Here is a 4,446-nt window from a genome sequence, read left to right on the forward strand (position 1 = left end):
GGCCAGGACCCATCGCGCATCGAGGCGCTCAACAGGCTGATGCGCCCCTACGTCGGCTTCTGCGGCACCGGCGCGGAGATTCGCGCGCTGTCTGCCGTGGATGTTGCGCTGTGGGATCTCGCCGGAAAGCGGGCGGGCATCCCGCTCTGCGAACTTCTGGGCGGCAGGACGCGAGACCGCATCAGGGTCTACAACACCTGTGCGGGCCCGAGCTACGTCACCAAGACTTCGGATGTCAGGCCTGACAACTTTGGACTGAAAGGACCTGCGGCGGCTCAGAAGACCTACGAGGATCTCGATGCCTTCATGAATCGGCCTGCGGAGTTGGCGGCTGAGTTGCTAGGCATGGGCATCACGTCCATGAAGATCTGGCCTTTCGATTTTGCGGAGGGTGCTGTCGACGGGTACGACATCTCGGCGGCAGATCTGAAGAAGGGGATGGCGCCCTTCGAGGAGATTAGAAAGGTTCACGGCTCGCGCATGCGCCTGAAAGCCGAGTTGCATGGACTCTGGAGCCTTCCCGCTGCGAAGAAGATCGCGGCCGCTCTGGAAGAAATCGAGCCCGACTGGATTGAGGATCCGATTTGGATGGACCGGCTGTCGGAACTGGCAGACCTGACTGTCGCCACCTCGGCGCCCCTTGCCGGCGGTGAAACGCTCGGAGGCCTGGGCCAGATTCAGGGGCTGCTGGAAGTCGGAAAGATCTCGACGCCGATCATCGACGTGACCTGGGGCGGTGGCGTGACGTTCGCGCGAAAGGCCAGCGCGTTGGCCGAGGCGCACGCCAGATCGATTGCGTACCACGATTGCTCCGGGCCGGTGACGCTGGCCGTCTCGACGCACCTCGCGATGGTCTTCCCCAATGTGGTCGAGCAGGAGATCGCGCGGGGCTTTTACTACGGCTGGTACGCCGACTGCGTCCAAAGTCTTCCGCCCATCGAACTCGGGTTCATCCGTCCGCCGGCAGGGCCCGGACTGGGGATGGCACTGGTGCCTGACATCGAGAAGCGGCCGGATGCGATCGTGATCGTGTCGACCCTGCCGTGAGAAAGCACCTGAAGGTGAGCCGGCGCAATCAGCGTGCGGTGCCGGGCGTGCCAAGGGCTAGGTAGTTTTCGTCGTCCTGCAGACTGCAATCGAGCGTGCTGGGCGCCACGTCGCGCTCGAGCACTTCGAACATGCCGTCCACAAAATCCATCAGGCCGTCGGACGCCGAGATGGCCTCATCGACATTGCCGTTGGCCACCGCGTCGATGACGGCGATGTGTCCGTCGACCGTACCCTGCAGGTGAACCTCGTTCGGGTTGTGCATGTGATAGATCCAGCCGATCCGCCGGAAGATCGTATGCAGCGGCCGCAGCGTTCCCTCAACGAAGGGTTCCTGCGCGGCCGCGAGAAACAACTGGTCGATCATGCGGTCGACGACATTGAACTGGTCGATCGTCATCTGGGAGCCGTGCTCGATGAGCTGCCTTTTTATGTGCTGCATGCGGTTGCGCTGTGATGCGCCCGATCGCTCTGTGGCGAGCCGGATGACAAATCGCTCCATGTCGCGGCGAAGGCGCAGTAAGAGGCGGTCTCGTGTCAGGTCGATCGGTGCGATGCGGATGCCATGGCGCGGGGTGATCTGCACGAGGGTGTCGGCCGCCAAGCGGCTGAGCGCCTGGTGCACCGGCGTACGGCCGTAGCCGACCATTGCCTGCAGTTCGTGGGTCGCCAGGAATCGGCCGGGCGGGAGCTTGCAGCAGATCAGCAGTTCTTCGATGCGCTCATAGGCTTGATCCGACAGATTGGTAGCCGCCTTGCGCGGGGTGGCAGGCGTCGTTGTGTCAACAGGTACCAGCTTGGGTCGGGCAGGAGCGCGGGTCGCCATGAAATCTCCTTGATGCAGTACCCAAGCATAGCTGATATGTCAGCGTTGTCACTCGCGTTCTCGACGGTTTTCCCAATGAGCGAAGGCTTTGGCTATGTCAGATTGGTCGATAGGGTATTCACTTAGAAATATCGTGAAATATCACAGTATTCTTCGTTTCCTTCCATCAAGAACCAGCGGCCGACGCACCGCTTACTGGGGACATGCATGAATCAACTCTCGGGCCTCTCACGCATCTCGGCCAGCGCCACGGCCATCGCTGCAGCCATCGTCTTCGCCTCGTCCTTGCCTGACGCTGCGCATGCGCAGGCTAAGGAAACCCTGAGCTTCGCTGCCGCGACCTTTGCGGAATCCGGGCGGGGCGACAAGCTCAAGGTCTGGGTCGACAAATTCAACAAGAGCCAGAACGCGATCGAAGTGCAGCCGCTCGCGCTGCCGTTCTCCACGCTCGCCAAGACGGTGTTCACGCAGATGGGCGGCGGGGCAGGGCCCGACCTCGTGCGCTTCGACCTGATCGACTACTACGCGGCCGCACAGGCGCAGCGCATCGTGCCGCTGGACAGCGAGATCAAGGCCAGCGACTACAAGCTGACCGGCCCCAACAAATACCTGGTGATCGACGGCAAGCGCTACGGCGTCCCTTTCGAGATCAGCAACTACCAGTTGATCTACAACCCGCAATTGCTCAAGGGCGGCAAGCCGCCGGCGACCTTCGACGAGTTCCTTGCGGCCGCCAAGGGTGCGACCGGAGACAACGTGTTCGGCTTTGCCTACCGCGCCACGATGGCCGAGAGCAACGGCTTCTGGCAGGACCTCTGCAACTTCGTCTACGGCTTTGGCGGACGCTGGAGCGACGAGAAGGGCAACCTCACGATCAACAGCCCGAAGGTGGTGGAAGGCGTCGTCGCCTACAAGAAGATGTACGACCTCGGCGCGACACCGAAAGGCGCCGATGCCGCGACCTACCGTCGCATGTTCTGGGAGAAGAAGCTGGCGATGGAGATCGACAACGGCGGTGTGGCTGGCATCTTCAGCCAACAGGCGCCCGACCTGCCGCTCGCTGCGGCTCCATCGCCATTCCCGACCCGTGCGCAAGGCCTGATCCTCGCACCGCTCACCATCAACGCCAACACCAAGCACAAGGCTGCGGCGGTCACCTTCGTCAAGTGGATGATGCAGCCCGAGAACCAGAAGGAACTGCAGGGAATCCTCGGCGCGGCCAGCGTCGCGACGGTGGTCGAGCGCACGCCCGAAGAGCTCAAGGCTAAGCCGTGGCTCAAGGTCTATGACGACCAGTCGGCCAACAGCGTGCCACAACTGGTGCAGGGCTTCGAGGCGCGCACGCCGGAGATCCAGCAGGTGATCCTGGAGCAGGTGCTGCGCGTGCTGCAGGGCGGCGCCGATCCGCAGAAGGCCATGGACGACGCGCAGAAGCTCGTCAGCACACGGGTGCTGCGCAAATGAACGCCGCGGCCGCGACGGACGCAAAGCCAGCCATGGCTGTCAGCAGCAAGCCAGCCGCCTCCGGCGGCGTGGGGTGGGCACCCTATCTGTTCTGCGCGCCTGTCATGCTGTATCTGCTGGTCTTCCAGGCCTATCCGCTGGTGCAGGAGCTGTACCTGAGCTTCACGCAGACCTCGCTGCTCTCGCCGGGGCAGCACACGTGGGTCGGGTTGCGCAACTACGCCGACCTGTTCGGCCAGGCCGAGTTCAACCAGGTCCTGGTCGTCACGCTGGTCTACACGGTCGCCTGTGTCGTTTTCTCGATCGGCATCGGCCTGGGCACTGCGCTGCTGCTCAACATGCCGTTTCGCGGTCGTGGACTGGCCCGCTCGCTGATCACCATCCCGTGGGCGGCCCCGCCGGTCGCCGTGGCCCTGATCTTCATCTGGATGTACAACGGCCAGTACGGCGTGCTGCAGCACGTGTTCAACTTCCTCCATCTGTCATCCGGCATGGAAGGCTGGCTCGACAACCCGTCGCGTGCCTTGCCGGCGGTGCTGATCACCACCGTGTGGCAGATCTTCCCATTCACGTCCGTTGTGATCCTGTCCGCATTGCAGGGCGTGTCAACCGATCTTCGCGAAGCCGCGGTCATCGATGGCGCCGACCGGCTCAGCGTCTTCGGTGCGGTCGTATGGCCCGCCATCCGGCCGACCGTGATGCTGCTGACGCTGTTCATCACGATCTGGTCGCTGCGCCGCTTCGACCTGATCTGGCTCATGACGCAAGGTGGCCCCATCGGCTCGACCAACACGCTGGTGATCGAGCTGTACCGCCGCGCCTTCACCTATCGTGAGCTGGGGGAGGCTGCGGCAGTCGGCATGGTCGGCTTGACGCTGGCCCTCGCCATCACAGTCGTCTATTTCCGGTTGACGGTGCGCGCCGAGCGCGCGGCGGGGCATTGATGAAAAACACCACCCTTGGCTGGCGCCAGGCGCTGCTCGTGATCGTGATCCTGGGCATGCTGGGCATCACGGCCTTTCCGATCTACTGGATGCTGGTGACCTCGATGACCAGCTCGGCGGACCTCTTCGCCACGCCGCCGCATCTGGTGCCGGACTTTGCCAACC

At 63.3% G+C, this 4,446-nt stretch carries 4 protein-coding genes; 3 read left to right on the forward strand and 1 reads right to left on the reverse strand.

The annotated features are described in order from the left end of the window. On the forward strand, positions 1 to 1,047 hold a 1,047-nt coding region (locus tag AC1D2K_RS30595; protein ID WP_478093676.1), incomplete at its 5' end, for a mandelate racemase/muconate lactonizing enzyme family protein. A 28-nt stretch (positions 1,048 to 1,075) separates the two neighbouring features. Here the strand turns inward: AC1D2K_RS30595 and AC1D2K_RS30600 are convergent. After that, the gene (locus AC1D2K_RS30600; RefSeq protein ID WP_478093678.1) at positions 1,076 to 1,873 is read right to left on the reverse strand and encodes a GntR family transcriptional regulator; all 798 of its coding nucleotides are present in this window, start codon (positions 1,871 to 1,873) and stop codon (positions 1,076 to 1,078) included. A gap of 207 nt (positions 1,874 to 2,080) precedes the next feature. Here AC1D2K_RS30600 and AC1D2K_RS30605 point away from each other — a divergent pair, with 207 nt between their 5' ends. Both AC1D2K_RS30605 and AC1D2K_RS30610 read left to right on the forward strand, forming a co-directional pair. Continuing rightward, positions 2,081 to 3,337: an ABC transporter substrate-binding protein gene (locus AC1D2K_RS30605; protein WP_478093679.1), complete on the forward strand. Its 1,257-nt coding sequence runs from the start codon at positions 2,081 to 2,083 to the stop codon at positions 3,335 to 3,337. A gap of 32 nt (positions 3,338 to 3,369) precedes the next feature. Next, positions 3,370 to 4,281 (forward strand): carbohydrate ABC transporter permease, encoded by a 912-nt coding sequence (locus tag AC1D2K_RS30610; protein ID WP_478093681.1) that lies wholly within the window; start codon positions 3,370 to 3,372, stop codon positions 4,279 to 4,281. Positions 4,282 to 4,446: the final 165 nt, after the last annotated feature.

The sequence above is a fragment of the Variovorax sp. P1_H12_2 genome (assembly GCF_056405335.1).

Coding starts and splice junctions, on each gene's coding strand:
- AC1D2K_RS30600 (WP_478093678.1), bottom strand. CDS start 1,873: ATGGCGACCCGCGCTCCTGCCCGACCCAAGCTGGTACCTGTTGACACA.
- AC1D2K_RS30605 (WP_478093679.1), top strand. CDS start 2,081: ATGAATCAACTCTCGGGCCTCTCACGCATCTCGGCCAGCGCCACGGCC.
- AC1D2K_RS30610 (WP_478093681.1), top strand. CDS start 3,370: ATGGCTGTCAGCAGCAAGCCAGCCGCCTCCGGCGGCGTGGGGTGGGCA.